Genomic DNA, 23,530 nt, shown 5'->3' on the forward strand with positions numbered 1-23,530 from the left:
GGGAGTGCAGTCGAAATCTGCATTCTTTCGCCGTGCCCCCGGGCACGTGGCATTCCTCCCCGAGGGATTCCAGGCGGAAAGAGGGCCGGTTTCGAATCCTGGATCCCTCGGGATCTTAGGGCGGTAGCTCAATTGGCAGAGCAGCGGTCTCCAAAACCGCAGGTTGCAGGTTCGATTCCTGTCCGCCCTGCGCACAGCGCACGCTGGCACAGACACAGACCTAGGTGGTTCGATGACGCAGGACGAGGCGAAGGGCGAGATCGTCGCTGAGCGCGGCGCGCCCCGCGAGAAGAAGCTCAACTTCTTCGCGCGGATCGCCCTCTTCATTCGTCAGGTCTTCGCGGAACTGCGCAAGGTCGTCACGCCGACGCGGCAGGAGCTGATCAAGTTCACCGCCGTCGTCCTCGGGTTCGTCGTCGTCATGATGGCGATCGTCTACGGCCTCGACGTGTTGTTCGTGTGGATCACCACCGCCGTCTTCGGCGTCCCCGGTACCGCCGGCGCCTGACCGGCGTCTGGGCGGACGCGCGGCGCCAGGAGCGGCCGCCACTGAACGGAAGAGATCACAGTGTCTGAAAGATATGTCGACGACGCCGACTGGGCGACGGCCGCTGAGCAGTCCAGCGAGGACGACGAAGCCCAAGAGGGCAACGTGCTCGAGTCCCAGGAGCGCGCCTCCGACTCGGCCGAGCACACGGCCGTCCACATCGTCGACGACGAGACCGACACCGACGACGCCGACCTCGGCGACATCGACATCACCGACCCGGAGGCGGACGCGATCGTGAACGACGCTCTCGAGATCGACGAGACCAGCGAGGCCGAGGCCGCCGCCGAGGTCCTCACCGACGCCCTCGCCGAGGAGCAGGCCGAAGAGGCCGCCGAGGCTGCCGACGAGGTCACCCCCTACGACGGCCCCGACGTCAACGGCGAGCCCGACGCTCCCGTGCTCGACGAGGACTTCGTCGACGAGGTCTCCGCCGCGGCATCCGTCGTCGACGAGGCCGAGGCAGCCGAGTCGCCGGCCGACGCCGCGACCGATGTCGACGCCGACGACACCGACGAAGACGCCGACCCGTACGAGGCGTTCCGCGCCGAGCTGCGCTCGCTCCCCGGCAAGTGGTTCGTCATCCACTCCTACGCCGGTTTCGAGCGCAAGGTGAAGGCCAACATCGAGCAGCGCAAGTCGACGCTCGAGGTCGAGGACGACATCTACCAGGTCGAGGTCCCCATGGAGGACGTCGTCGAGATCAAGAACGGCCAGCGCAAGATGGTCAACCGCGTGCGCATCCCCGGCTACGTGCTGGTGCGCATGGACCTCAACGAAGACACCTGGTCGGTCGTCCGTCACACCCCCGGTGTCACCGGCTTCGTGGGCAACGCCCACAACCCGACGCCGCTGCGTTTCGAAGAGGCCTTCAACATGCTGAAGAGCCTCGTCGAGGTCAAGGAGTCCGCTCCCGTCAAGGGCGCCGCGGCCAAGGGCTCGGCCACCACGGCTCGCGTCATCCCCGCCGAGGTCGACTTCGAGACCGGCGAGACCATCACGATCAAGGAAGGCTCGTTCGCGGGCCTGCCCGGCACGATCAGCGAGATCAAGCCCGAGAGCGGCAAGCTCACGGTGTTGGTGTCGCTCTTCGAGCGCGAGACTCCGGTCGAGCTGTCGTTCGACCAGGTCACCAAGATGATCTGACGCCACCCGCGTCTCTCACGAACGCCCCGCACGGCTCCGGCCGGCGGGGCGTTCGTCGCTCCCGCGCTCCCGCCCCGCCGTCGCTCCCGCGCCCTCACGATGGTGGGAGTGGGATGGCGGTGGGGGAGCGCGGCGGGCGCGCGAGCGGGGGAGAGAGGGAGCGAGGGATGCCGAAACGCCGGGCGTCGCGTACAATGGCAAGGTTGCGTGCGTCAGTGCGCAACGACCGCTGTCCGGAACCGCCGGATGTGCGGGAGAGAGGGAGCCGCGAGGCCCCCGCTCGAGAGAGGAAAAGGATATGGCACCCAAGAAAAAGGTGACCGGCCTGATCAAGCTCCAGATCAAGGCAGGCGCGGCCAACCCCGCGCCGCCGATCGGTCCGGCGCTCGGTCAGCACGGCGTCAACATCATGGAGTTCTGCAAGGCCTACAACGCGGCGACCGAAGCCCAGCGCGGCAACGTCATCCCCGTTGAGATCACGGTCTACGAAGACCGCAGCTTCACCTTCATCCTGAAGACCCCGCCGGCGGCGGAGCTCATCAAGAAGGCAGCCGGACTGGCCAAGGGCTCGTCCACGCCGCACACGGTCAAGGTGGGCAAGCTCACCAAGGACCAGGTTCGCGAGATCGCCACCACGAAGCAGCCCGACCTGAACGCGAACGACATCGAGGCCGCCTCGAAGATCATCGCCGGCACCGCCCGTTCCATGGGCATCACGGTCGAGGACTGAGGGAGATAACAATGGCTACCAAGTCCAAGGCATTCCGCGCCGCAGCTGAGAAGATCGCGGCCGACACGTTCTACACCCCGACCGAGGCGGTCGCCCTCGCGAAGGAGACCGGCTCGAAGAAGTTCGACTCGACCGTCGAGGTCGCGCTGAAGCTCTCGGTCGACCCCCGTAAGGCCGACCAGATGGTCCGCGGCACGGTCATCCTCCCCCACGGCACGGGTAAGACCGCGCGCGTCATCGTCTTCGCCAATGGCCCCGCGGCCGAGGCGGCTCTCGCCGCCGGCGCCGACGAGGTCGGTGGAGCCGAGCTCATCGAGAAGGTCGCGGCCGGCTACACGTCGTTCGACGCCGCCGTCTCGACCCCCGAGCTCATGGGCCAGGTCGGTCGCCTCGGTAAGGTCCTCGGACCCCGCGGCCTCATGCCGAACCCCAAGACCGGCACCGTGACCCCCAACCCGGCCAAGGCCGTCGAGGAGATCAAGGGCGGAAAGATCGAGTTCCGCGTCGACAAGCACGCCAACGTGCACTTCGTCGTCGGCAAGGCGTCGTTCACCGCCGAGCAGCTCGACGAGAACCTCGCCGCCGCCCTCGAGGAGATCGTCCGCCTCAAGCCCTCGAGCTCGAAGGGTCGTTACATCCAGAAGGGCGCCGTGTCGACCACGTTCGGCCCCGGCATCCCGCTGGACGTCAACGTCATCGTCTGACATCCGTCACCGAACACCCCGCCGTGCCCTGTGCCGGCGGGGTTTTCGCGTGTCCGAGGGGCGCCGCGCCTGCACGATCGTGCAACACGGCGTCATGCGGGAAGGTCCGTGCGCCCGATCGTGTTGTGCTGGAGGGCGCGCTTCGCGCCGACACTCCCGCGCCCGCACCGCGCGGTCCCCACATCACACACGTCTGGAACAGCCATGCCCCGTCGCCGTCTGACCGTCCTCGCCGCCACCCTGGGTCTGAGCGCCCTCGCTCTGACCGCCTGCAGTGGCGGCTCCACCGCAGCGAACCCCGACGCGGGAGCAGACCTCGGCCTCGTCTCGGGCGGCACGCTGACCGTGGCCACCGAGGGGACCTACCGTCCCTTCTCGTACCACGAGGGCGCGGGGGAGCTGACGGGCTTCGACGTCGAGATCGCGAAGGCGGTCGCCGACAAGCTCGGCCTGCAGGTGAAGTTCCAGGAGACCCAGTGGGACGCGATCTTCGCGGGCCTGGACGCCGGTCGCTTCGACGTCATCGCCAACCAGGTCTCGATCAACCCCGAGCGCCAGGAGAAGTACACCTTCAGCTCGCCGTACACCGTCTCGCGGGGTGTCATCGTGACCACCGATAGCGACAGCGCCATCTCGAGCTTCGCCGATCTGTCGGGCAAGACCACCGCCCAGTCGCTCACGAGCAACTGGTACGAACTCGCCACCTCGAGCGGAGCCCAGGTCGAGGCCGTCGAGGGCTGGGCCCAGGCGGTCGCCCTGCTCAAGCAGGGTCGCGTGGACGCCACGGTCAACGACCAGCTGACCTACCTCGACTACGAGAAGACGAACAGCCCCACGGGCCTGAAGATCGCGGCGACCACGGAGGACTCCTCCGAGAGCGCCTTCGCGTTCAAGAAGGGTCAGGACAAGCTGGCGGATGCCGTCGACGGTGCGCTCGACGAACTCCGCGCCGACGGCACCCTCGCGTCGATCAGCGACAAGTACTTCGGGGCCGACGTCACGAAGTAACCCCTCGGAGTAAACCCCCGCGGATCATCCGCCCTCCCGCCGTAGCGTGGGAGGCGGATGATCCGCTCGCGCGTGAGGAAGGAGGCCCATGAACGACATCTGGACCCTGCTCGTCGACTCGTTCTGGCCGATGGTTCTGGCCGGGATCACGGGCACGATCCCGCTGTCCCTGGCCTCGTTCGCGATCGGTCTCGTGATCGCGTTGGCCATGGCGCTGCTGCGGCTGTCGCGGAACGCGGTGCTGTCGGGCGTCGCCCGGTTCTACATCTCGATCATCCGCGGCACGCCCCTGCTGGTGCAGCTGTTCGTGATCTTCTACGGTCTTCCCTCGCTCGGCCTCACGATCGATCCCTTCCCCGCAGCCGTCATCGCCTTCTCGTTGAACGTCGGCGGATACGCGGCCGAGGTGATCCGCGCGGCGATCCTGTCGGTCCCGCGCGGGCAGTGGGAGGCGGCGCACACGGTGGGGCTCTCGCCGCGCAAGACGCTGACGCGCATCATCCTCCCGCAGGCCGCTCGCGTGTCGGTGCCGCCCCTGTCGAACACGTTCATCTCGCTCGTGAAGGACAGCTCGTTGGCATCCCTCATCCTCGTCACCGAGCTCTTCCGCCAGGCGCAGGCCATCGCGGCCTTCTCGTACGAGTTCATGGCGGTGTACCTCGAAGCCGCGCTGATCTACTGGTTGTTCTGCCTGGTGTTGTCGTTCGGGCAGAACGCCCTGGAAAAGAGGCTGGACCGCCATGTCGCCCACTGACACCGCCCCGCTGCTCGCCGTCTCGGGCCTGCAGAAGAGCTTCGGCATGAACCGCGTGCTCGACGGCGTCGAGCTCGAGGTCCGCCGCGGCGACGTGCTCGTCCTGATCGGCCCCTCGGGCTCGGGAAAGACCACGGTCTTGCGCTGCCTGAACGGCCTCGAGACCCCGGATGCCGGTGTGGTGGCGTTCGACGGGGGACCGGTCGTGGACTTCTCGCGCAAGGTGTCCAAGAGCGACCGCACCGCCCTGCGCGATCGATCGGCGATGGTCTTCCAGCACCACAACCTCTTTCCCCATCTGACGGTCATCCAGAACGTCATCGAGGGCCCGATTCAGGCGCACGGCGTGCCCCGGGCCGAGGCGATCGCCCGCGCCGAGACGCTGCTGGCGCGCGTGGGTCTGTCGGAGAAGCGCGACGCGTATCCGTCGGAGCTGTCCGGTGGCCAGCAGCAGCGCGTGGGCATCGTGCGCGCTCTGGCCCTGCAGCCCTCTCTGCTGCTGTTCGACGAGCCGACGAGCGCCCTCGACCCCGAGCTCGTGGGCGAGGTCCTCACCGTCCTGCGCGAACTCGCGAACGAGGGGTGGACGATGGTCATCGTCACCCACGAACTCGGCTTCGCCCGCGAGGTCGCCGACGAGGTCCTGTTCTTCGACGAGGGGGTCATCGTCGAGCGCGGTGCTCCGTCGGAGCTCCTGCGCCAGCCGAAGAAGGAGCGCACGCAGCGCTTCCTCAACCGGCTGCTGCGTCCCCTCGACGGGCCCGACCCCTCGGACGCCGATCGCGCGTGACCTCCTGTCGGGCGGAGTAGCGTCGAGGCATGAGCCGCCTCGAGACCCTGCTCGGCATCGATCTCCCTCTCGTCCTCGGTCCCTTCGGCGGGCTGTCGTCGATCGCGCTGACCGCCGCGGTGAGCGACGGGGGAGGGCTCGGCTCGTACGGCCTCTACGGGTACGCGCCCGGTCGCATCCACGAGACCGTGGCGCAGCTGCGGGCGGCCACGCCGCGCCCCGTCGCGGTCAACCTGTGGCTCCCGCGCGGTGACGAGGTGGGTCCCGCCGACCTGGACGTGCGGCCGTTCCTCGACGCCGCGGCGCCCCTGTTCGCCGCAGCCGGGGTCGAGGTGCCGGAACCCCCGGCATCCTTCCTCCCGCCGATCGCCGCGCAGCTCGACGCGGTCCTCGAGGCGCGTCCGGACGTGCTCAGCGTCGTCTTCGGGATCCCGGATGCCGGCACCCTCGACGCCGCGAGGGAGCGCGGGATCCGCGTGATCGGCACCGCGACCACGGTCGCCGAGGCCGTCGCCCTCGAGGCGGCGGGTGTCGATGCCGTCGTCGCGACGGGTTCGGAGGCGGGAGGACACCGGGTGTCGTTCCTGCGGGAGGCGTCGTCGTCGCTCGTCGGCACGTTCGCTCTCGTGCCGCAGGTCGTCGATGCCGTGGACATCCCCGTGATCGCGGCCGGGGGGATCGCCGATCGTCGCGGGGTGGCAGCGGCCTTCGCGCTCGGGGCGGAGGGCGTGCAGGTCGGGACCGCGTTCCTGCGGACCAGCCAGTCGGCGGCCACCGCGGCGCACCGCGAGGCGATCTCGGCGGCGGCCGACACCGACACGGTGCTCACGCGAGCCATGAGCGGGCGGCTGGCGCGTGGCATCCCGAACCGTGCCATGCGCGAGATCGAGGCCTCGGGCCTGATCGCCCCCTTCCCGGCGCAGAACTGGCTCACCGGGGTGTTCCGCGCCGCGGCGACGGCGCGCGGTGACGGCGATCTCGTGTCGCTGTGGGCGGGGCAGTCGGCGGGTCTGTCCCGCCTGGACGACGCCGAGGACGTCATCGACGAACTGCGGGCGGGGCTGCCCGGCTGACTCAGGCCGTGGGGCGGATCTCGAATCCGGATGCCGACTCCCCGGTGCCCTCGATCACGTCGACGTCGTCGACGCGGGCTCCGGCCGGTCCGTCGTGCGCCCAGGCGATCACCGCCTCGACGGCGTCGGGGTCTCCGGCGAGGAACGCCTCGACCGAGCCGTCGCGGCGATTGCGCACCCACCCGCCGACACCGAGCCGCTCGGCCTCTGCCCGAAGGGAGTACCGGAAGCCGACACCCTGGACGCGGCCGCTCACCGTCATCGTCGCCGTTCGCATCGGCCCATTCTCCCCGAGCGGCGGCCGATCCGCCGAGCGAGCGGTCTCAGCGGTCTCAGTGGGGGAGCACGAGCGAGACGGCGATCGCGCACATCACCACGGCGATGATGCCGTCGAGGACGCGCCACGCGCGGGGAGTGTCGAGCCAGCGGCCGAGGTACCGGGCCCCGTAGCCGAGCGCCGAGAACCACACGAGGCTCGCCGCGCACGCACCCGCCGCGAAGGCCCAGCGTCCGTCACCGTGCGTCGAGGCGACCGATCCGAGCAGGAACACCGTGTCGAGGTAGACGTGCGGATTGAGCCAGGTCAGGGCGAGGCAAGTGAGCACGGCGGTGGCGAGGGTCGTTCGCGCCGGGCGCGTGCGTACTGTCGTGTTCCCGGCATCCCGAGCCGGAGGGGATGCCGGGGCGCCGGCGTCGAGGTGCAGTGTCGCGCCGCTGGGGCGCAGGGCGCGCCGGGCGGCGAGGAGGCCGTACCCGAGAAGGAACGCCGCCCCCGCCCATCGCACGACGACGATGAGCCACGGCACGGCGTTCAGCACCAGGCCGATGCCCGAAACCCCCAGCAGGATCAGAACCGCGTCCGAGACCGCGCAGACGGCGACGACGGCGAGCAGATGCTCGCGGCGGATGCCCTGTCGGAGGACGAAGAGGTTCTGCGCGCCGATGGCGATGATGAGCGAGAAGCCGAGGCCGAGGCCGGCGAGCAGAGGAGTGAGCACGTCTCGACGCTAGGGGGCTGATGTGCCGTAGGCCAGCTCAGGATTCTTCAGGAGCATTAGCATTCCTTCATGTCGATTCCCCTCGATCTCGCCCGCACCCTCGCCGTCGTGATTGAAGAGGGGACCCTGGATGCCGCAGCCCGACGCCTGCACGTCACCCCCTCGGCCGTGAGCCAACGCGTGCGGGCTCTCGAGGACCAGCTCGGGCGGGTGGTCCTCGTGCGCAGCAAGCCCGTGCGCACCACCGAGGCCGGCGACGCGGTCGTGCGCCTGGCCCGACAGCTCGCCCTGCTCGAGCACGATGCCCTCGCCGCGATCGGCGCCGAGGGTGGGGCGGTGGCATCCGTGCCCCTCGCCGTCAACGCCGACTCGCTCGCGACCTGGTTCCTCCCGCCGCTGGCGCGCGTGGCGGAGCGGCGCGCCGTCGTCTTCGACCTCCACCGCGACGATCAGGACTTCACGGCGGGGCTGCTCGAGTCGGGGACGGTGATGGCCGCGGTGACCTCGCGCGAGGCCCCCGTCGCCGGGTGCCGTGTGCGTCCGCTCGGGGTGCTGAGGTACGAGGCGGTGGCCACCACCTCGTTCGCCGCGAGATGGTTCGCATCCGGCGTCGACGTCACGGCCCTGAGTGCCGCCCCCGTGGTCGACTTCGACCGGCGCGACGACCTGCAGACGCAGTGGCTCGCGCGCCGCGGGGTCCCCGCGGCGGCTCCGCCCCGGCACCGGGTCCCGGCATCCCAAGATTTCGCGACGGCCGTCCAGCTGGGACTCGGGTGGGGACTGCTTCCGGGGTTCCAGTCCGACGCGGCGCTGAGCGCGGGCGAGCTCGTGCGACTCGGCGACGACCCGATCGACGTCCCGCTCTACTGGCAGCAGTGGAACCTCACCTCGCCTCTGCTCGACGAGGTGGCCGACGAGGTGGTCGACGAGGGGCGCCGGATGCTCGCGGGCTGAGGTCAGTCGTCGCTGACGCTGAGCACGATCTTGCCGCGGGTGTGCCCGCGTTCGAGCTCGGTGTGCGCCGCGGCGGCGTCGTCGAGTTCGAAGACGTGCTCGACGTACACGCGCACCGCACCGGAATCGAGGAGGCGGGTGATCGTGGCGAGAGCCCCGCCGTCGGGGATCGTCTTGTAATCGGTGGAGCGGATGCCGCGCTCCGCGGCCGCCTCGCGGAAGCCGGGCCAGGCTCCGGTGGGCACCTCGATGAGGAGTCCGCCCGGGCGCACCACCTCGAGGGACCGCGTCCCCGTGTCGTCGGAGACGTTGCCGATCAGGTCGATCACGACGTCGACGTCGTCGACGACCTCTTCGAACCGTACGGAGGTGTAATCGATCACCTCGGCGGCCCCGAGCTCTCGAAGCCAGTCCAGGTTGCGCGGGGAACCCGTCGCGATCACGTGAGCCCCGAAATAGGCGGCGAACTGCACCGCGAAGTGGCCGACACCGCCGCTTCCCGCGTGCACGAGGATGCGCTGGCCCTGGTGCGCGAGGGCCGTCTCGACGACGATGCCCCACGCGGTGAGCGCGGCCACCGGAACCCCGGCGGCCTCGACGTGCGAGAGCGACGCCGGTTTGCGCGCGAGCGAGAGGGTGGGCACCACGACGTACTCGGCGTACGACCCGCTCGTGCGCGGCACGGTGGCCATGCCGTAGACCTCGGTGCCGACGGGGAAGGGGTGCGCGTCGAACGGTGCCCGCACGACCACCCCGCTCACGTCGAGACCCAGGACGGCGGGCCACGACGAGATCGCCCCGGACAGACCGCGCCCGGCGCGGGTCTTCGCGTCGATGGGATTGATCCCGGCGGCGACCACTCGGACCAGCACCTCGCTGAGCACCGGAACGGGCACGGCGACCTCGGCGACGCGGAGGGCGTCGGCCGCGCCCGGGGCGTCGAGGACCACCGCACGCATCGTCTCGGGCACCGGGGGGACGGGCTGGAGGGCGGTCTCGGGACGCGTCGATCGGAATCTCATCGGGCGCTCTCTCTCGCTGCGGTCGCTCCGCGGCGACCTCGCCGCGGTCCCCACAGTCAACCCCGGGATTGTCTCGGCGGTGTTACGCCTCGGTCACCGTGTCGCGAAGCCCGAGTCCGCGGCATCCATCCCCGTCGTCCCGTGCGTAACGGTGAAGCCGCGGGCGCGGTCAGTCGCGGACGGGAACTTCGCCGACGGCGAGAGCGTGCAGCAGCGTGGAGAGGTGGCGGATGTCGTCGATCGTCCAGTCGGCGATCGCGTCGAACAAGCGACTCTCGTGAGGGGCGCGAGCTTCCGCGAGGCGCGCGTGGCCGACCTCGGTGACGGCGATGAGCCGCGAGCGGCGATCGGTGGGGTCCGGCGTGCGGGTGACGAGGCCGAGGTCTTCGAGCTCGGTGATCGAGCGGCTGAGGAACCCCTTGTCGGCGGCCAGGCGCTCGGCCAGGGCAGAGAGGGTGAGCGGACCGAAGCGGCTGACGACCGAGAGGGCCTTGAACGTCGCCGGCAGCATTCCCGGGCTCACACGTTCCGCCGCCTCGGAGACGAAGCGGCGGAACACGGTCATGAGCTCCGAGAACGACGATTCCAGGGCCTGTACGGCCTCGCGGCGCTCGTCGTCCCTATCGCTCGTCACGTCAGCCATCCTCTCCCATCTCGGCCTCACGGCGTGCACGGCGCGGGGAGCCGGCATCCTGTGTCGGGATGGTGCCGGTGGCGGAGAGCGTCGCCATGGCCTCGGGGACGGACACGGTGGCGAAGTCGGCCTCGCTCGCGGCGACGCGCTCGGTGGTCGTCATGCGGGTCAGGGGGCGGTTCGGCAGGAACAGGATCGCGATGAGGCTCACCACCGCGACGGGCACCGCGATGAGGAACGAGTGCGCGATCGACTGGGCGTAGATGTCCTCGACGATGACGCGCACCCCCTCGGGGAGAGCCGAGACCTGCGGGATGGCTCCCGACTGCAGGCTCTGCGCGACCGCGGCTCCGTCGGCGCCGAGGGCCACGATGGCGGCCTTCAGGTCGGCGGCGCGGTCGGTGAACAGGCTCGTCGCCATGCTCGCCAGGGCCGCACCCATCACCGAGACGCCGATCGTGCCGCCGAGGCTGCGGAAGAACGTCACGCCCGAGCTCGCGGCACCCATCTGCGACGGGTTGGCGGTGTTCTGCACGATGAGCACGAGGTTCTGCATCGTCATGCCGACGCCGGCGCCCAGCAGGGCCATGTAGAGCGACACGAGGGCGAAGTTGGTGTCGTAGTGGACGGTCGACAGCAGGAACGTGCCGGCGATCAGCAGCACGCCGCCGGCGATGAGGAACGGCTTCCAGTGGCCGAAGCGCGAGATGAGCGCACCGACGACGATCGACGAGACGAGCAGGCCGCCGATCATGGGGATGGTCATCACGCCGGCCTCGGTGGGCGTGGCGCCACGTGCCATCTGCATGTACTGGCTGAGGAACACCGAGGTGCCGAACATCGCCAGGCCCGTCGCGATCGACGCGATCGTGGCGAGCGTGAAGGTGGCGTCGCGGAACAGCGTCAGCGGCACGAGGGGCTCGGAGGAGCGCAGCTCGACGACCACGAAGAGGATCGCGGCCACGACGGCCCCGCCGACCATGAGGACGGTCTCGGTGCTGGCCCACTCGAAGGTACTGCCGGCGTTGGTGACCCAGATGAGCAGCAGCGACACGGCGGCCGAGAGCAGCACGATGCCGAGGTAGTCGATCTTGACCTTGCGGGCGGCACGGGCGGGCAGGTGCAGCGTGCGCTGCTGGATCAGCAGGGCGGCGACGGCGAAGGGGAGGGCGACGAAGAAGTTCCAGCGCCATCCGAAGGCGTCGGTGATGACACCGCCGAGCAGGGGGCCACCCACCGTGGCGACGGCCATCACCGCGCCGAAGAGGCCCATGTACCGGCCGCGCTCGCGCGGGCTGATGATGTCGGCCATGATCACCTGGCTCAGGGCGGCGAGGCCGCCGGCGCCGAGACCCTGCACCGCGCGGAACCCGATCAGCATGTCGGTGTTCTGCGAGAACCCGGCGGCCGCGGTGGCGAGCACGAAGATCGCGATGGCGATCTGGATGAGCACCTTGCGGTTGAACAGGTCGGCGAGCTTGCCCCAGATCGGGGTCGAGATCGCGGTGGTGAGCAGGGTCGCGGTGATGACCCAGGTGTACGCGTTCTGGTCGCCCGACAGGTCGTGCACGATGACCGGCAGCGATGTCGAGACGACGGTCGAGGCGAGCATCGACACGAAGGTGCCGAGCAGCAGGCCGAGGAGGGCCGGGAGGACGCGCCGCTGGGCGGGCGCCTCGAGAGAAGAGGTTGTCATGCGGGAGCTCCACGAAAGGGGGACGGATGCCGCGACGACGATGGCGCGATTAGTTGACTGATGTCAACGATACGCCTATTGATTGACTTGCGTCAACCATTAATCGAGGAGAGCGAGAGCGCGATACCTCTCCGTGGGCTCCGGACGGACCGGTTCGGGGCGCGGCTGGCGCGCCTCCATCGTGCGGCGGTAGAGCTCGTCGATGAGCGAGGTCGCGAGGCCCACGAGCTTGGCGATCTCGCGGTCGTCGCGATCGATCCACTGGCACCGCGGTTCGTCGTGCAGGGGGACGAAGCCGTCGTGCTGCTCCCAGGCGACGAGGGTGCGCTCGGCGCCCAGCACGTGCTGCTGCCACCAGATCTGACGCATGTAGGTCTTCGGGATCGAGCGCCACGCTTTGTTCGTCGTCTTGATCTCGGCGAGCACGATGCGGCCCTCGCCGTCGACGACGACACCGTCGGGGGTCGCGAGATGACGCTTCTCGACGACCGCGTGATACAGGGCGGAGGAGGGGCGGATGCCGTGGGTCGCCGCCACCCATGCGGCGATCTCGGGCTCGCGACGCCGACCGTGAGCCGTGAAGGCGTTGCCCGAGAAGTTCGAGCCCATGAGCTTGGCATCCGCCGCCCGTGCGATGGCGTTGGGGCTGGTCAGCGTGGCGACGTCGGTCGCGGTGATGCCCCGGCTGCGCGCGCGGATCCAGGCGACGCGATCGCGCGAGTCCGCGACGATGCGAGCGTCGAGGTCGGCGCTACGCGATGCGACGAGCTCGGGGGACATGCGTTCGACCCTAACCCCGCTCGCCCGTGGAGCGCATGCGAGGCGCGGCGCGTCGGCATCCGGGGTCTTGTGCGACAGGTAAGGGTGACCTAAGTTGTCTGCATGGGTTCGGAATCGTCCTCTCTGCGCCGCCCCGACGGGGGACTCTGGCGCGACCTGGAGGGGGCCGTCCTGCTCGGCGGCGACGCCCGGAACGTCGCCGAGATGCGTCGGATCGCCGCGGCGCTGTCGCCCCATGTGCACGCGACAGTGCTGGTCGAGGTGTGCGGCACGGCGGAGATCGAACCGTTCGACACCGGGGCCGGCCGGGTGAGCTGGCTGGACCGGACGCTCGGCGGCGAACTGCGCCCGCGCGGCGAGCGGCTGGCACAGGCGATCCACGCGTGGTGCGCCGAGTGGGCCTGCGGAGACGCCCCCCTCTGCACGGTGTGGCTCGGCGCCCGCACGCCCTCGCGCATCGTGCGCATGACCCGCGCCCTGCTGCCCGAGCCCCGCGTCTCCTGACCCGGCGCCCCGCTGGGGTGTCGTCGCCGTCGCCGGGGTGCCGCCGCCGCCGGCATGCGGTCGCCGAAGACGCATTCGTCTGCCGACGACGTACCGCTTCGTCGCCCAACGGGTGCGTCCTGGGTAATCGAATGCGTCTTCGGTGGCGTGCGCCGCTCCTGCACAGGGACGGGCCTGTGGAGAGCGCGCCCGGAGGGATCGTCGAGGAGGGCAGGGTGGGCGGATGCCTGTGGAGCCGAAGGTCGTCGTCGCGCGACGGTCGCTGTTCACGCGCGCCGAACTGCGCGATCGTGGAGTGTCGGAAGCGGAACTGAAGACGGGCGGCGACCGGGCGGCGTGGACGCGCATTCAACCCGGCGTGTACGTCGCGCGCGACGAGTGGGCATCTGCGCGGCCCGTCGACCGCCATCGCCTCGCCGTGCTGGCGGCGCTCGACAGGGCACGCGGTGCGGAGGGCGTCGTCTCCCACCTTTCCGCTGCGGTGCTCCATGGTCTTCCGCTGTACCGATTCCGGGAGCAGCGCGTGCAGATGGTGGTCCCCCGCTCTGCGCACCCGCCCAGCGGGTCATACGTCCGCCGGCACACGGATGCTCTGAGCGAGGACGACGTCGTCGAGGTCGACGGCATCCGGTGCACCTCGATCCAGCGGACGGTGTTCGACGTCTCTCGGACCGAGACGCGTGAGATGGCCCTGTCGTGTGTCGACAGGGCTCTTCGTCGCTTCGCGGTGGAACGCCGGCGGTTTCGTGCCGATGTGCAGGACGACTGGCGTGAGCGCCTGCGGGAGCGGGTCGCCCGTGCGCGGGGGCAGCGAGGGGTGCGTGACGCGAGCTGGGTCGTCGAGTTCGCCGACGGTCGTGCGGAGCTGCCCGGAGAGAGCGTGAGTCGTCTCCAGTTGTACCGGCTCGGCTTCCGTGACCTCGATCTGCAGGTGGCCGTCGCCGGGCCGCGAGGTTCGGACTACTTCGTCGATATCGGGCTGCGTCAGGTCCGCACCTTCTGGGAGTTCGACGGCGAGGTGAAGTACCGCGACGTCGCGATGAGGCAGGGGCGCTCGATCGAGGACGTGGTGCTCGACGAGAAGCGGCGCGAAGACTGGATCCGGGGCGTCACGCAATGGCGGCTGTGCCGCGGGGGCTTCGCGGACATCGCGACACCGGAGACGCTTGCTGCGCGCCTGTCCGCTTTCGGTGTGCATCCGCCGCGCTGACTCCCCGGCGGTTGGCGACGCCGCCGTCAGGACGCACTCGTCTGACGAAGGTGCATTCGTTTGCGGGCAAACGGGTGCGGCCTTGACGATCGGGTGCGGTCTCGACGCTCGGGTGCCGTCACGGGCGGGCGGCGAGGGGCGCGGAGTGGCGAGGGCGTGGGGGATCGGGTACAGTAGGGGCCAAGCCAAAGACCGTCGGTCATCGTCGTGCTCGCACGTCGATCGAAGCGTCTGCTGAAAAGCAGAGGACCTACGCAGGTAAACGAATCTCTTCCGAGCTCCGTGCGCCTGCGCCGGAGCTCTTCTTTTTGTCCAGACCCCGGTGTCTTCGGCTGGCGCTTCGTCATCGCGGAGCGCCTCGTACCCATCAAGGAGTGACCATGGCGCAGAAGGATGCATCGGTCGCCGAGCTCACGAAGAACTTCGAGAACTCGAACGCCGTCCTGCTGACCGAGTACCGCGGTCTGACGGTTGCTCAGCTCAAGCAGCTGCGCAACAACATCCGTCAGGACGCGGACTACGCCGTGGTGAAGAACACGCTGACCAAGATCGCCGCGAACAACGCGGGGATCACGGCGCTCGACGACGACCTCAAGGGTCCGTCGGCCGTGGCGTTCGTGCACGGTGACTTCGTCGCCACCGCTAAGGCTTTGCGTGACTTCGCCAAGGCGAACCCGCTTCTCGTGATCAAGGGCGGCGTCTTCGAGGGCAACGCCCTCAGCGCCGCCGAGGTCGACAAGTACGCCTCCCTGGAGAGCCGCGAGGTTCTGCTGGCAAAGGCCGCGGGCATGATGAAGGCGACGATGGGCAAGGCTGCGGCCACCATCGACGCCCTCCGCGAGAAGCTGGAGACCGCCGAGGCTGCCTGAGCCCCGCACGGTCTTCACCCCACAAACCCCACCTATTAGGAGAAACATCATGGCGAAGCTCACCACTGACGAGCTGCTCGACCAGTTCGCTGGTCTGACCCTTGTCGAGCTCAGCGAGTTCGTGAAGGCGTTCGAGGAGAAGTTCGACGTCACCGCTGCCGCTCCGGTCGCCGTTGCCGGCGCTGCCGGTGGCGCGGGCGCCGCAGAGGCCGAGGAAGAGAAGGACTCGTTCGACGTCATCCTCGAGGCTGCCGGCGACAAGAAGATCCAGGTCATCAAGACGGTCCGCGAGCTCACCTCGCTCGGCCTCGGCGAGGCCAAGGCCGTCGTCGATGGTGCTCCCAAGGCCGTGCTCGAGGGCGCGAACAAGGAAGCCGCCGAGAAGGCCAAGGAGGCCCTCGAGGCTGCCGGCGCCACGGTGACCCTGAAGTAATCTCGCTTCAAGCGGTCGCTTCAACGCGATAAGCGAAGGCCCGGATGCCATGGCATCCGGGCCTTCGTCGTTTCTCGTGAGCGTCGAGAGCGGTCGGCCGATCGGGGGCCCGGCGACCGGACGGGTGTGAGACCCGGTTTCATGCGACGAGACACCGATGTTCACCTGATCGAAATAAAGAAGTCTGGGAAAAGGGTATGGGGATCGTTTACGGTCGTTGAGACCCCCCGTCGATTCCCCCACCGCCGACGTCGCCTTGCGCGCGCCGGTACTTGGAGACCCATGCCTTCCGATGCTTCGCGCGTGTCCGCACGCCGTTTCACCACCGCACTGAGCGCCGCCCTCGGCGTCGCCCTCTTCGGCTCAGCGATCGTGCCGCTCCCGGCTTCGGCCGCCGTCGGCTCGAAGGTGGTGATCAACGAGGCCTACCTGAAGGGCGGGAGCGCCGGCGCCTTCTTCAACCAGAAGTTCGTCGAGCTGTACAACGCGGGCGACACCGCGCAGGACCTGAGCGGGTGGTCGCTCCAGTACCGCTCCGAGTCGAGCTCCTCCGTTCCCACCGCAGCGAATACGCAGCGGCTCAGCGGCTCGATCGATGCCGGCGGCTACTACCTGATCGGCTTGCCGGGCAACGGAACGCCCCCAGCCGGCGCGGCTCTTCCCGCCACCGACCTGACGAGCACGCTCAACCCGGGGGGCACCTCCGGTCAGCTCTTCCTCGCCAACGTGCCCGAACCCCTAGCCGTTCCGTCGGGCTCCGTCGCGGACGCTCGAGTCGTCGACTTCCTCGGATATGGCAACGGCATCTCGTTCGAGACGGCTCCCGCGATCGTCGACGGGGCCAACAGCAAGCCCAACGCTCTCGTCCGCACCGATTTCGTCGACACCAACGACAACTCGAAGGACTTCACCAACACCACGACGGTCACACCGCAAGGCTCCGGCCGGACCACGCCCACCCCCGACCCGTCGGGCTCGGCATCGCCGTCGCCCTCGCCGTCCGCCTCGGTGACACAGGCGCCCCCGGTCACGCCGGGCGCGGTCGTCCCGATCAGCGAGATCCAGGGCACCGGAGCCACCACGCCGCTCGCCGGCCAGACCGTCACCACGCGCGGCATCGTGACCGCCGCGTACCCGACCGGCGGCTACAACGGCTTCTTCATCCAGACCCCGGGTACCGGTGGCGAGATCGATCCGAAGACGCACACGGCATCCGACGCGATCTTCGTCTACGGCTCGGCCGCGACCGCCACGGTCGCGATCGGTCAGCACGTCGAGGTGACGGGAACCGCTAACGAGTTCTCCGGTCAGACGCAGATCTCCGCCGAGGCAGCGGGGGTGAGCGTGCTCACCGAGCAAGCCGCCGCCGTGCAGCCCGCCAAGATCTCGTGGCCGAAGACCGATGAGGAGCGCGAGCGCTTCGAGGGCATGCTCCTCGCGCCGCAGGGGGATTTCACCGTCACGAACTCGTACTCGACCAACCAGTACGCCGAGGTCGGCCTCGCTGCCGGCACCACGCCGCTGCGCACCCCCACCGACGTCGCGCGGCCGGGCACCCTCGACTACGACGAAGCCGTCGCCGACAACGGCGCCCGCGGTGTCGTCCTCGACGACGGTGCGTCGGTCAACTTCCTGAACGACGCCAACAAGGGCATCCCCCTGCCGTATGTGTCGCTGACGAAGCCCGTGCGCGTGGGCGCCCCGACGACGTTCACGAAGCCGGTCATCCTCGACTACCGCAACAACACTTGGAAGTTCCAGCCGACACAGCAGCTCACGGTGGACAACGCGAAGGACGTGCAGCCGGCGACTTTCGCGAACACCCGCACCTCGGCACCCGCGCCGGTCGGCGGCGATCTGAAGATCTCGAGCTTCAACGTCCTCAACTACTTCACCACCACCGCCGCGAGCGTCAACTGCACTTCGGTCTACAAGGACCGCGCGGGCAACCCGATCACCGCGAACACGTGCCCCGCTCCCGGCCCCCGCGGCGCCGCGAACGACGAGAACCTCACGCGCCAGCAGGACAAGATCGTCGCCGCCATCAACGGTCTCGGTGCCGACGTCGTCTCGCTCGAAGAGATCGAGAACTCCGCCAAGTTCGGGAAGAGCCGCGACGCGGCGCTGTCCACCCTGGTCGGTGCCCTGAACGCCGCGCTCGGTTCGGAGCAGTGGGCCTTCGTCCCCTCGCCCGCGGCCCTGCCCGCGACCGAGGACGTGATCCGCACGGCCTTCATCTACAAGAAGGCCGTGGCCGCTCCCGTCGGCGACAGCGTCATCCTCGACGACGCCGCCTTCCGCAACGCACGCCAACCGCTCGCGCAGGCGTTCGCCCCGGTCGCGTTCCCGGATGCCAAGATCCTGGCGATCGTGAACCACTTCAAGTCGAAGGGCGACAGCGACCCCAAGGCGACGGGCGACAACGCCAACGGCATCCAGGGTGCGTTCAACGGCGATCGGGTGCGTCAGGCGGAGGCCCTCGGGAACTTCGCGAAGACCCGCTCGGCCGCGGTCGGCACCGACGACGTCTTCTTGCTCGGCGACTTCAACTCGTACTCGCAGGAAGACCCGATCCAGAAGCTGCGCGACTTCGGCTTCGAGCCGCTCGAGGCGGGCACCGGAAAGTACTCGTACTCGTTCAGCGGTCAGTCGGGTTCGCTCGATCACGTGCTGGCCTCGCCCTCTGCGCGCGAGCTGGTGACCGGCGCCGACATCTGGAACATCAACGCCGTCGAGGCCCTCGCCCTGGAGTACAGCCGCTACAACTACAACGCGCTGAACTTCTACGACACGACGCCGTACCGCTCCAGCGATCACGACCCGGTCATCGTGGGTCTCGACCTGTCTCCGACGACCCAGGTGAACCTGGTCGGCATCAACGACTTCCACGGTCGGATCGACGCCAACACCGTCCGGTTCGCCGGGACCGTCGAGCAGGTTCGCGCGCAGTACGGCGAGAAGAACTCGCTGTTCATCTCCAACGGCGACAACATCGGCGCCTCGGTGTTCGCCTCGTCGTACTTCGGTGACAAGCCGACCATCGACGTGCTGAACGCACTCGACCTCAAGGCCTCGGCCGCGGGGAACCACGAGTTCGACAAGGGCGCGAACGACCTCACCGGTCGCGTCGACGGCCTCGCCGACTTCCCGTACCTGGCCGCGAACGTCTTCAAGGACGGCAAGCCTCTGCTGCAGGAGTACGCGATCTTCGAGGTCGACGGTGTGCGCGTCGGCGTCATCGGAGCCATCACGGAGTCGACCCCGACGCTGGTCACGCCCAGCGGCATCCAGGGGATCGAATTCCGCGAGCCCGTCGCCGAGGTGAACCGCGTCGTCGCCGAGATCGACGACCAGGTCGACGTGATCGTCGCCCAGTACCACGAGGGCTCCGGTGCCGGTCAGGCCACGACGACTCTCGAGCAGGCCGTCGCCGCCGGGGGACCGTTCGCGAAGATCGTGAACGAGACCTCTCCCGAGGTGGATGCCATCTTCACCGGCCACACGCACCAGCTGTACGCGTGGGACGCGCCGATCCCGGGCCGTGAGGGCACGCGCCCGATTGTCCAGACGGGCAACTACGGCGAGAACGTCGGTCAGATCGTGCTCGACGTCGATGCGCAGGGCGACGTGGTCAATCACACCGCGCGGAACGTCGCGCGCCTCGGAGGCAAGGACGCGGCCGTCAACGCGGCTCTCGACGCGGAACTCGTCCGCACCTACCCTCGCGTCGCGAAAGTGGACGGGATCGTGAAGGCGGCCCGTGCCGAAGCCGACGTGGTCGGACAGCAGCAGGTGGGTTCGGTCAGCGCCGACATCACCACGGCCTTCAGCGGCGGCGCGTACGTCGACGGCGTCTACGCCGGTGGTACGCGCGGCGATCGGACGAAGCAGTCGGCTCTCGGCGGGCTCGTGGCCGACGCGCTGCTCGACTCGCTGGACGACGCCGATCGAGGCGGTGCCGAGATCTCGTTCGTCAACGCGGGCGGCCTGCGCGATGAGCTGCTCTACGGGGCGGATGGCGGTGTGATCACGCTCGCCGAGGCGAACGCGGTCCTGCCCTTCCTCAACAACCTCTGGACCACGACCCTCACCGGGGACCAGGTGCGTCAGGTCCTCGAGCAGCAGTGGGGCGACTTCTCGAAGCGCGCCGACAACGCGAACCTGTCGCTCGGTGTCTCGGAGAACCTCCGCTACACCTACGACGCGGCGCTCCCCGCGGGGCAGCGCATCACCGGAGTCTGGATCGACGGCGTGCCCGTCGACCCGGCGAAGGGGTACCGCGTGGGTTCGTTCAACTTCCTGCTCGGCGGAGGAGACAGCTTCTCGGTCTTCGCGAAGGGAACCGACACCCGCGACTCCGGTCTCATCGACCGCGACGCGTGGATCCAGTACCTGAGCGAGAACCCGGGACTGACCCCCGACTTCACCGCGCGCGGCGTGCAGGTGTCGGGTGCCCGCGCCGCGGCACCGGGGACCGATCTCACGGTGACCGTGTCGAACCTCGACCTCACCTCGCTCGGCGCCCCGGCGAACACGACGCTCGACGCCTCGTTCGGCGCCGAGACGGTGTCGCCCCGCGCGACGGCCCGGACGATGGCCCTCGCCGCCCCGTCGGCGCGGATCGCGGCGCTCGCCGCGCCCGCGGCGACCAGCGTCGCGGTGGTCGACGGCTCGGCGACCGTGACCGTGGGCGTGCCCGCGGACGCCGTCGGGACCCTGCAGCTGCGCCTGACCGCGCAGCCCACCGGGACCGCCGTGGTGGTGCCCGTGCAGGTAACCGCAGCCGGTGACGGTGCGGGCACCCCCGGTGGGGGCGCGGGCCAGGGACAGAACGGGTCCGGTCAGGGCTCGGCGTCCGGCTCGCTGCCGACGACGGGCGCCGACACGACGTGGATGGGTGCGGGCGTGCTCGCCGCGCTCGCGCTGCTGGGGCTCGGCCTCGTAGCCCGCCGACGGGCCACGCGTCGCGCTGACTGATCAGTGAGAGAAACGGGACCCCGGATGCCACGGCATCCGGGGTCCCGTCTTCTCAGGACACGCGCGGGGGAGCGGTGGAGGCGCGGACGACGAGCCGGGTCTCGGCCTCGGTCCGCCAGGCCGGTTCGCCGGTCCCCTCAATCATCGACAGGAGCAGGCGGGTCGCCTCGACACCCTGCGCCTGCGGGAACTGCTCGATCGTGGTGAGGGAGAACATCTCGGCGTAGTCGTGACCGTCGATCCCGACGACGCTGAGCTCGGTGGGGACCGAGATTCCCATCCGCCGCGCGGCGATGATCACGCCGATCGCGACCTCGTCGCAGGCGGCGACCACGCCGGTGGGACGCGAGGCCGCGTCGGCCAGGAACGAGGCGGCGGCCGCGTACGCGTCGGTGATCGTGAGGGTGGAGGGCACGCTGCGGATGCGGACGGCCAGATCGTGGTCGTTCATCGCGTTCCGGTACCCGATCGAGCGCTCGTCGACGTCCTTGGCGGGAGCGTCGCTGCGGGGGGTACTGCCGACGAAGGCGATGTCAGTGTGTCCGAGTGCGATGAGGTGCTGCGTGATGATGCGCGTGATCGCGATGTTGTCGAGACCGAGGGTGGGCACACCGCTGAGGGCGTTGCCGATGCTCACCACCGGCTTGCCGATGTTCGCGAGGCGTTCGAGGTCGGCGTCGTCCGGCTCGAGGGCGACGGCGATGATGCCGTCGAACCGCTTGCGGGCCAGGTACGTGGAGTACAGGCTCTCGCGGTCGTTGGATCCCGGCTCCGCCACGTAGAGGGTGACGTCGTAGCCGAGGGGGATGAGGGTGCGTTCGACCCCTTCGACGATGGACCCGAAGTACCAGCGGTTCACCTTCGGCACGATCAGGGCGATCGTGCGGGTGCGCCCCGTCGCGAGGCTCACCGCGCTCGTGGAGGGGACGTAGCCGAGGGATGCCGCGGCGTCGGTGACGCGTTGACGAGTGAGGTCGGAGACATAGCCGCCGCCCGTGAGAGCGCGGCTTGCCGTCGACTTGGACACGCCGGCCAGGCGTGCCACATCGGCGATTCCGCTCATGCCGTGATCTTCCTCGTGATGTGTCGACGTCCGTGTCGACGTCGAAAAGAGTATCCGAGAATCATCCAAAGTGGAACCGGTCCCGGCCCGGTATACCGGTGAGTTTCCGCGTCTTTCCGCTAGTTATCCGTTCGTGACCTGCGGCCGGTTGCAAGTCTTGTGGATTGGCTCTACGGTTGCCTGGAATCGGTTCCCGACGGGATCCGGTGCACCAAGACACTCAAAGAGGAGAGACCACATGGGTATGTCACAGCGGTATCGCCTGCTGGCGCCCGTCGGGCTGTTGGCGGTCGGTGCGATCGCTCTCGCAGGCTGCGCCGAAGGCGACAGCGGCGGCACGAGCGGTTCCGGAGGCGAGACGACCGTCCGCATCTCCGGCGGCATCACCGGTAGCGAGGCCGACCTGCTGAACCAGTCGTTCGACCAGTTCACCAAGGACACCGGCATCAAGGTCGTCTACACCGGCGACAAGAGCTTCGAGGGCAACATCGTCACCAAGGTGACCGGTGGCGACGCCCCCGACATCGCGATCGTCCCCCAGCCGGGTCTGCTCAAGACCCTCATCGGCACGGGCGACGTGAAGAAGGCGTCCGACACCGTGTCGTCGAACGTCGACCAGTACTGGGGCGAGGACTGGAAGTCCTACGGCAGCGAAGACGGAACGTTCTACGCCGCACCCATGCTCGCCAACCTCAAGGGCTACGTCTGGTACTCGCCGGCGAAGTTCAAGGAGTGGGGCGTCGAGGTTCCCAAGACGCTCGACCAGCTGATGACCCTCACGGCGACCATCCAGCAGAAGACCGGCGCCGCTCCGTGGTGCGCGGGCTTCGCCTCGGGTGACGCCTCGGGCTGGCCCGGCACCGACTGGATCGAGGACATGGTCCTGCGTCAGTCCGGCCCCGACGTCTACGACCAGTGGGTCGCCAACGAGGTCAAGTTCACCGACGCACCGATCAAGGAGGCCTTCGAGGCCACCGGCAAGATCCTCCTGAACCCGTCGTACGTCAACGCCGGCTTCGGTGACGTCAAGAGCATCAACTCGGTCGCCTTCGCCGACGTGGCCGCCAAGGTCGCCGACGGCAGCTGCCCGATGACCCACCAGGCGTCGTTCCTGTCGTCCAACTTCCTCACGGTCAAGAACGCCTCGGGCGGCGACGTCAAGGTCGCACCCGACGGTGACGTCTACGCCTTCCTGCTCCCCGGCGTGACCGAGGGCAAGCTGGCGGTCGAGGGTGGCGGCGAGTTCGTCACCACGTTCTCGGACGACGCGAACGTCCAGAAGGTCGCCGAGTTCATGTCGACCCCCGACTTCGCCAACGCCCGCGTCAAGCTCGGCGGCGTGATCTCGGCCAACAAGGGCGCCGACCCCTCGCTCGCCTCGAGCGAGTTCCTGCAGGAGGCCATGAAGGTCGTCCAGGACCCGAACACCACGCTGCGTTTCGACGCGTCGGACCTCATGCCGGCGACCGTCGGCTCGGGCTCGTTCTGGAAGGGCATGGTCAGCTGGATCGACGGTACGCCGACCGACCAGGTGCTGAGCGACATCCAGACCGGTTATAACAACTAACCGCCCGCTGCACCACCGATGGGCCGCCCGCCACGCGGGCGGCCCATCCGGGTCCATACTTCTAATCCGCC

Annotated in this window: 22 protein-coding genes and 1 tRNA gene; 16 read left to right on the plus strand and 7 right to left on the minus strand. The window is 69.1% G+C overall.

The window, feature by feature from the left end; translation table 11 throughout:
* The first annotated feature begins 117 nt into the window (after positions 1-117).
* The 9 genes from BLS25_RS10465 (at position 118) to BLS25_RS10505 (ending at position 6,752) form a co-directional block, all read left to right on the plus strand.
* Positions 118-190, plus strand: a tRNA-Trp gene (locus BLS25_RS10465).
* 42 nt (positions 191-232) lie between these two features.
* Entirely contained in the window at positions 233-508 is a 276-nt protein-coding gene (gene secE, locus BLS25_RS10470; RefSeq protein ID WP_056230372.1) for a preprotein translocase subunit SecE, read from the plus strand.
* Between the two features lie 60 nt (positions 509-568).
* Positions 569-1,693: a transcription termination/antitermination protein NusG gene (nusG, locus tag BLS25_RS10475; RefSeq protein ID WP_074695549.1), complete on the plus strand. Its 1,125-nt coding sequence runs from the start codon at positions 569-571 to the stop codon at positions 1,691-1,693.
* Positions 1,694-1,991: 298 nt separating this feature from the next.
* A complete protein-coding gene (gene rplK / locus BLS25_RS10480) occupies positions 1,992-2,423 on the plus strand; it encodes a 50S ribosomal protein L11 (protein ID WP_013585556.1) in 432 nt (143 codons plus the stop codon).
* 11 nt (positions 2,424-2,434) lie between these two features.
* Positions 2,435-3,127, plus strand: coding sequence for a 50S ribosomal protein L1 (gene rplA, locus BLS25_RS10485; protein ID WP_056230364.1), 693 nt, complete (start codon positions 2,435-2,437; stop codon positions 3,125-3,127).
* Positions 3,128-3,331: 204 nt separating this feature from the next.
* Positions 3,332-4,135: an amino acid ABC transporter substrate-binding protein gene (locus BLS25_RS10490; RefSeq protein ID WP_056230359.1), complete on the plus strand. Its 804-nt coding sequence runs from the start codon at positions 3,332-3,334 to the stop codon at positions 4,133-4,135.
* A gap of 88 nt (positions 4,136-4,223) precedes the next feature.
* Positions 4,224-4,889: an amino acid ABC transporter permease gene (locus BLS25_RS10495; protein ID WP_056230356.1), complete on the plus strand. Its 666-nt coding sequence runs from the start codon at positions 4,224-4,226 to the stop codon at positions 4,887-4,889.
* On the plus strand, positions 4,876-5,679 hold the full coding sequence (locus tag BLS25_RS10500) for an amino acid ABC transporter ATP-binding protein (protein WP_074695551.1): 804 nt from the start codon (positions 4,876-4,878) through the stop codon (positions 5,677-5,679). The genes BLS25_RS10495 and BLS25_RS10500 overlap by 14 nt, the downstream gene beginning before the upstream one ends.
* Before the next feature lie 29 nt (positions 5,680-5,708).
* Complete coding sequence (locus tag BLS25_RS10505; RefSeq protein WP_074695553.1) at positions 5,709-6,752, plus strand: NAD(P)H-dependent flavin oxidoreductase; 1,044 nt, start codon at positions 5,709-5,711, stop codon at positions 6,750-6,752.
* A gap of 1 nt (position 6,753) precedes the next feature.
* On the opposite strand, the gene BLS25_RS10510 is transcribed toward BLS25_RS10505, so the two are convergent.
* Together BLS25_RS10510 and BLS25_RS10515 are read right to left on the minus strand one after the other, a co-directional pair.
* Complete coding sequence (locus tag BLS25_RS10510) at positions 6,754-7,029, minus strand: acylphosphatase (RefSeq protein WP_056230345.1); 276 nt, start codon at positions 7,027-7,029, stop codon at positions 6,754-6,756.
* A gap of 55 nt (positions 7,030-7,084) precedes the next feature.
* Positions 7,085-7,750: a LysE/ArgO family amino acid transporter gene (locus BLS25_RS10515; RefSeq protein ID WP_074695554.1), complete on the minus strand. Its 666-nt coding sequence runs from the start codon at positions 7,748-7,750 to the stop codon at positions 7,085-7,087.
* Positions 7,751-7,819: 69 nt separating this feature from the next.
* On the opposite strand from BLS25_RS10515, the gene BLS25_RS10520 reads away from it, so the two are divergent.
* On the plus strand, positions 7,820-8,704 hold the full coding sequence (locus BLS25_RS10520) for a LysR family transcriptional regulator ArgP (RefSeq protein WP_074695556.1): 885 nt from the start codon (positions 7,820-7,822) through the stop codon (positions 8,702-8,704).
* Between the two features lie 2 nt (positions 8,705-8,706).
* Here BLS25_RS10520 and BLS25_RS10525 read toward each other — a convergent pair whose 3' ends face one another.
* From BLS25_RS10525 to BLS25_RS10540, 4 genes are all read right to left on the minus strand, one after another.
* Positions 8,707-9,726, minus strand: coding sequence for an NADP-dependent oxidoreductase (locus BLS25_RS10525; protein ID WP_056230335.1), 1,020 nt, complete (start codon positions 9,724-9,726; stop codon positions 8,707-8,709).
* Positions 9,727-9,895: 169 nt separating this feature from the next.
* The gene (locus BLS25_RS10530) at positions 9,896-10,369 is read right to left on the minus strand and encodes a MarR family winged helix-turn-helix transcriptional regulator (protein ID WP_074695558.1); all 474 of its coding nucleotides are present in this window, start codon (positions 10,367-10,369) and stop codon (positions 9,896-9,898) included.
* Positions 10,362-12,056 carry an MDR family MFS transporter gene (locus BLS25_RS10535; protein WP_074695560.1) on the minus strand — a complete coding sequence of 565 codons (1,695 nt, stop codon included), beginning with the start codon at positions 12,054-12,056 and terminating at the stop codon, positions 10,362-10,364. The genes BLS25_RS10530 and BLS25_RS10535 overlap by 8 nt, the downstream gene beginning before the upstream one ends.
* A 99-nt stretch (positions 12,057-12,155) precedes the next feature.
* Positions 12,156-12,836 carry a YqaJ viral recombinase family protein gene (locus BLS25_RS10540; RefSeq protein WP_056230328.1) on the minus strand — a complete coding sequence of 227 codons (681 nt, stop codon included), beginning with the start codon at positions 12,834-12,836 and terminating at the stop codon, positions 12,156-12,158.
* Positions 12,837-12,938: 102 nt separating this feature from the next.
* Between BLS25_RS10540 and BLS25_RS10545 the strand changes: the two genes are divergently transcribed.
* The 5 genes from BLS25_RS10545 to BLS25_RS10570 all read left to right on the plus strand — a co-directional run bounded on the left by BLS25_RS10545 (position 12,939) and on the right by BLS25_RS10570 (position 20,829).
* Positions 12,939-13,340, plus strand: coding sequence for an SIP domain-containing protein (locus BLS25_RS10545; protein ID WP_056230324.1), 402 nt, complete (start codon positions 12,939-12,941; stop codon positions 13,338-13,340).
* A 223-nt stretch (positions 13,341-13,563) separates the two neighbouring features.
* Entirely contained in the window at positions 13,564-14,550 is a 987-nt protein-coding gene (locus BLS25_RS10550; RefSeq protein ID WP_143017904.1) for a type IV toxin-antitoxin system AbiEi family antitoxin domain-containing protein, read from the plus strand.
* Between the two features lie 380 nt (positions 14,551-14,930).
* Positions 14,931-15,419: a 50S ribosomal protein L10 gene (rplJ, locus tag BLS25_RS10555; RefSeq protein ID WP_056230317.1), complete on the plus strand. Its 489-nt coding sequence runs from the start codon at positions 14,931-14,933 to the stop codon at positions 15,417-15,419.
* 49 nt (positions 15,420-15,468) lie between these two features.
* The gene (rplL, locus tag BLS25_RS10560; protein ID WP_056230314.1) at positions 15,469-15,852 is read left to right on the plus strand and encodes a 50S ribosomal protein L7/L12; all 384 of its coding nucleotides are present in this window, start codon (positions 15,469-15,471) and stop codon (positions 15,850-15,852) included.
* Between the two features lie 303 nt (positions 15,853-16,155).
* Positions 16,156-20,829 (plus strand): ExeM/NucH family extracellular endonuclease, encoded by a 4,674-nt coding sequence (locus BLS25_RS10570; protein ID WP_256335574.1) that lies wholly within the window; start codon positions 16,156-16,158, stop codon positions 20,827-20,829.
* 52 nt (positions 20,830-20,881) lie between these two features.
* On the opposite strand, the gene BLS25_RS10575 is transcribed toward BLS25_RS10570, so the two are convergent.
* Positions 20,882-21,892 carry a LacI family DNA-binding transcriptional regulator gene (locus BLS25_RS10575; protein WP_056230310.1) on the minus strand — a complete coding sequence of 337 codons (1,011 nt, stop codon included), beginning with the start codon at positions 21,890-21,892 and terminating at the stop codon, positions 20,882-20,884.
* A gap of 238 nt (positions 21,893-22,130) precedes the next feature.
* Here BLS25_RS10575 and BLS25_RS10580 point away from each other — a divergent pair, with 238 nt between their 5' ends.
* Positions 22,131-23,459: an ABC transporter substrate-binding protein gene (locus BLS25_RS10580; protein ID WP_056230307.1), complete on the plus strand. Its 1,329-nt coding sequence runs from the start codon at positions 22,131-22,133 to the stop codon at positions 23,457-23,459.
* Positions 23,460-23,530: the final 71 nt, after the last annotated feature.

Origin of the sequence: Microbacterium testaceum StLB037 (genome assembly GCF_900104345.1) — a bacterium.
In the GTDB taxonomy this organism is placed as follows: domain Bacteria; phylum Actinomycetota; class Actinomycetes; order Actinomycetales; family Microbacteriaceae; genus Microbacterium; species Microbacterium testaceum_A.

What these genes read in the sequence shown, in the direction of transcription:
- secE (WP_056230372.1), top strand. Translation starts at nt 233, where the DNA reads ATGACGCAGGACGAGGCGAAGGGCGAGATCGTCGCTGAGCGCGGCGCG.
- rplK (WP_013585556.1), top strand. Translation starts at nt 1,992, where the DNA reads ATGGCACCCAAGAAAAAGGTGACCGGCCTGATCAAGCTCCAGATCAAG.
- rplA (WP_056230364.1), top strand. Translation starts at nt 2,435, where the DNA reads ATGGCTACCAAGTCCAAGGCATTCCGCGCCGCAGCTGAGAAGATCGCG.
- BLS25_RS10490 (WP_056230359.1), top strand. Translation starts at nt 3,332, where the DNA reads ATGCCCCGTCGCCGTCTGACCGTCCTCGCCGCCACCCTGGGTCTGAGC.
- BLS25_RS10495 (WP_056230356.1), top strand. Translation starts at nt 4,224, where the DNA reads ATGAACGACATCTGGACCCTGCTCGTCGACTCGTTCTGGCCGATGGTT.
- BLS25_RS10500 (WP_074695551.1), top strand. Translation starts at nt 4,876, where the DNA reads ATGTCGCCCACTGACACCGCCCCGCTGCTCGCCGTCTCGGGCCTGCAG.
- BLS25_RS10505 (WP_074695553.1), top strand. Translation starts at nt 5,709, where the DNA reads ATGAGCCGCCTCGAGACCCTGCTCGGCATCGATCTCCCTCTCGTCCTC.
- BLS25_RS10510 (WP_056230345.1), bottom strand. Translation starts at nt 7,029, where the DNA reads ATGCGAACGGCGACGATGACGGTGAGCGGCCGCGTCCAGGGTGTCGGC.
- BLS25_RS10520 (WP_074695556.1), top strand. Translation starts at nt 7,820, where the DNA reads ATGTCGATTCCCCTCGATCTCGCCCGCACCCTCGCCGTCGTGATTGAA.
- BLS25_RS10525 (WP_056230335.1), bottom strand. Translation starts at nt 9,726, where the DNA reads ATGAGATTCCGATCGACGCGTCCCGAGACCGCCCTCCAGCCCGTCCCC.
- BLS25_RS10530 (WP_074695558.1), bottom strand. Translation starts at nt 10,369, where the DNA reads ATGGCTGACGTGACGAGCGATAGGGACGACGAGCGCCGCGAGGCCGTA.
- BLS25_RS10535 (WP_074695560.1), bottom strand. Translation starts at nt 12,056, where the DNA reads ATGACAACCTCTTCTCTCGAGGCGCCCGCCCAGCGGCGCGTCCTCCCG.
- BLS25_RS10540 (WP_056230328.1), bottom strand. Translation starts at nt 12,836, where the DNA reads ATGTCCCCCGAGCTCGTCGCATCGCGTAGCGCCGACCTCGACGCTCGC.
- BLS25_RS10545 (WP_056230324.1), top strand. Translation starts at nt 12,939, where the DNA reads ATGGGTTCGGAATCGTCCTCTCTGCGCCGCCCCGACGGGGGACTCTGG.
- BLS25_RS10550 (WP_143017904.1), top strand. Translation starts at nt 13,564, where the DNA reads ATGCCTGTGGAGCCGAAGGTCGTCGTCGCGCGACGGTCGCTGTTCACG.
- rplJ (WP_056230317.1), top strand. Translation starts at nt 14,931, where the DNA reads ATGGCGCAGAAGGATGCATCGGTCGCCGAGCTCACGAAGAACTTCGAG.
- rplL (WP_056230314.1), top strand. Translation starts at nt 15,469, where the DNA reads ATGGCGAAGCTCACCACTGACGAGCTGCTCGACCAGTTCGCTGGTCTG.
- BLS25_RS10575 (WP_056230310.1), bottom strand. Translation starts at nt 21,892, where the DNA reads ATGAGCGGAATCGCCGATGTGGCACGCCTGGCCGGCGTGTCCAAGTCG.
- BLS25_RS10580 (WP_056230307.1), top strand. Translation starts at nt 22,131, where the DNA reads ATGGGTATGTCACAGCGGTATCGCCTGCTGGCGCCCGTCGGGCTGTTG.